Source organism: Pseudomonas sp. PS02303 (assembly GCF_029959925.1).
In the GTDB taxonomy this organism is placed as follows: domain Bacteria; phylum Pseudomonadota; class Gammaproteobacteria; order Pseudomonadales; family Pseudomonadaceae; genus Aquipseudomonas; species Aquipseudomonas mandelii.
Genome location: NZ_JASCOM010000448.1, coordinates 1 through 2,708, shown reverse-complemented (window position 1 = coordinate 2,708; position 2,708 = coordinate 1). Strand labels below are relative to the sequence as shown.

At 60.3% G+C, this 2,708-nt stretch carries 2 protein-coding genes; both read left to right on the top strand.

Going from position 1 to position 2,708, the window contains the following annotated elements; genetic code table 11:
• Positions 1-295: 295 nt before the first annotated feature.
• Positions 296-1,420 (top strand): ABC transporter ATP-binding protein, encoded by a 1,125-nt coding sequence (locus QMX98_RS33900; RefSeq protein WP_010467179.1) that lies wholly within the window; start codon positions 296-298, stop codon positions 1,418-1,420.
• A 48-nt stretch (positions 1,421-1,468) separates the two neighbouring features.
• Positions 1,469-2,512, top strand: coding sequence for an ABC transporter substrate-binding protein (locus tag QMX98_RS33895; RefSeq protein WP_282412053.1), 1,044 nt, complete (start codon positions 1,469-1,471; stop codon positions 2,510-2,512).
• Positions 2,513-2,708: the final 196 nt, after the last annotated feature.

Sequence of the window (2,708 nt, the reverse complement as noted above, 5' to 3'; positions counted from 1 at the left end):
TTGCCCGCGAAGCTTTTCGCGCCAGCGGGGGCGCCTGCGCGGCAACGCCTCGCTCCTACAGGAATCTCGTCGTCATATCCATTTGCGACATCCTGAAATCCCGCTTTTGCCCATTTTTGCCGCTTGCAGCTGCAAATCACCGTTGCACCTGCCCATCCCCGCCATCCTTGTAGGGCAATCCCTACACCCAACCTTCCATCCCGCTGAGGCGATTCTCTCCTGCGCCCCGATTTGCGCGGTCGGCAGCGTCCACTAGGCTTAGTCCACAGCAGTCATCAACAAAAAAGGTGTGGGTATGAGCCAGGTCGATTCAAACGCAGGGGCCAGTGACATTCTGGTCAGCTTTCGTGGAGTGCAAAAAAGCTACGACGGCGAGAACCTGATCGTCAAAGACCTCAACCTGGAGATTCGCAAAGGCGAGTTCCTCACCTTGCTCGGGCCTTCCGGCTCCGGCAAGACCACCAGCCTGATGATGCTCGCCGGTTTCGAAACACCCACCGCCGGCGAGATCCAGTTGGCCGGACGCTCCATCAACAACGTACCGCCGCACAAGCGGGACATCGGCATGGTGTTCCAGAACTACGCGTTGTTCCCGCACATGACCGTCGCCGAGAACCTGGCGTTCCCGCTGACCGTGCGCGGCTTGAACAAGAGCGATGTCAGTGACCGGGTCAAACGCGTGCTGAGCATGGTTCAGCTCGACGCCTTCGCCCAGCGCTACCCGGCACAACTGTCCGGCGGTCAGCAACAGCGTGTGGCCCTGGCCCGCGCATTGGTGTTCGAACCGCAACTGGTGCTGATGGACGAACCCCTCGGCGCACTGGACAAACAACTGCGTGAACACATGCAGATGGAAATCAAACACCTGCACCAGCGCCTCGGCGTGACCGTGGTCTACGTGACTCACGACCAGGGCGAAGCCCTGACCATGTCCGACCGCGTGGCAGTGTTCCATCAGGGCGAGATCCAGCAGATCGCCGCGCCGCGCACCCTCTATGAAGAGCCGAAAAACACCTTCGTCGCCAATTTCATCGGCGAGAACAACCGCCTCAACGGCCGCTTGCACAGCCAGACCGGCGACCGCTGCATCGTCGAGCTCGGCCGCGGTGAAAAGGTTGAAGCCCTGGCGGTCAACGTCGGCAAAACCGGCGAACCGGTCACGCTGTCGATTCGCCCGGAACGCGTAAGCCTCAACGGCTCCAGCGAGTCCTGCGTCAACCGCTTCTCAGGGCGGGTAGCGGAATTCATCTATCTGGGCGACCACGTCCGGGTTCGCCTGGAAGTCTGCGGCAAGACCGACTTCTTCGTGAAACAACCGATTGCCGAGCTCGATCCCGCGCTGGCTGTCGGCGACGTGGTACCGCTTGGCTGGCAGGTCGAACACGTTCGCGCGCTCGACCCCCTTCTAGAGGCGAACTGATCGCCCCGGCTACACCAACACCAACCCTGCACGTGGAGAGAACAATAAATGTTGAGATCCCTGAAATTCACCGCTTTGGTCATGGGCATGATCGGTGCGGCACACGCGATGGCGGCGGGCCCGGATTTGACCGTGGTGTCCTTTGGCGGGGCGAACAAGGCGGCGCAGGTCAAAGCCTTCTACGCACCGTGGGAAGCGGCAGGCAACGGCAAGATCGTGGCTGGCGAATACAACGGTGAGATGGCCAAGGTAAAAGCCATGGTCGACACCAAGAGCGTGTCCTGGGACCTGGTGGAAGTTGAGTCGCCAGAACTGTCTCGCGGTTGCGACGAAGACATGTTCGAGCAACTTGATCCTGCGCTGTTCGGCAAATCCGAAGATTACGTCAAGGGCGCGATCCAGCCTTGCGGCGTAGGTTTCTTCGTGTGGTCGACCGTGTTGGCCTACAACGCCGACAAACTGGCCTCGGCACCGACCAGCTGGGTGGATTTCTGGGACACCAAGAAATTCCCGGGCAAGCGCGGCCTGCGTAAAGGCGCCAAGTACACCTTGGAATTCGCGCTGATGGCCGACGGCGTTGCGCCGAAAGACGTCTACAAAGTGCTGGCTGGCAAAGACGGTCAGGACCGCGCATTCAAGAAGCTCGATGAGCTCAAGCCAAGCATTCAGTGGTGGGAAGCCGGCGCACAACCGCCGCAATACCTCGCGTCCGGTGACGTGGTCATGAGCTCGGCCTACAACGGCCGGATCGCCGCCGTGCAGAAAGAAAGCAACCTGAAAGTCGTGTGGAACGGCGGTATCTACGACTTCGACGCATGGGCTATCCCGAAAGGTCTGGACGCCAAGCGCGCCGAAGCGGCGAAGAAATTCATCGCGTTCTCGGTGGCGCCGCAGCAGCAGAAGACCTACTCGGAAAACATCGCTTACGGCCCGGCCAACATTCAAACCGTACCGTTGTTGGCCAAGGATGTCCTGAAAGACATGCCGACCACCCCGGAAAACATCGCCAACCAGGTGCAGATCGACGTCAGCTTCTGGGCTGACAACGGCGAGCAACTGGAGCAGCGCTTCAATTCCTGGGCTGCCAAATAAGCAAGTCACACAGGACGACGGTTCTGCGGATGATCGTTCCCACGCTGTGCGTGGGAATGCCGCCCGGGATGCTCCGCGTCCCTGTGACGCAGAGCGTGGGAACGATCAGTCCCCTGTAGGAGCGAGGCTTGCCCGCGAAGGCGGCGTGTCAGTCAGCATTAATGTTGAATGTGTCGACGTTTTCGCGGGCAAGCCT

Excerpts from the sequence above, each read along its gene's own strand:
- QMX98_RS33900 (WP_010467179.1), top strand. The coding sequence starts at position 296 with ATGAGCCAGGTCGATTCAAACGCAGGGGCCAGTGACATTCTGGTCAGC.
- QMX98_RS33895 (WP_282412053.1), top strand. The coding sequence starts at position 1,469 with ATGTTGAGATCCCTGAAATTCACCGCTTTGGTCATGGGCATGATCGGT.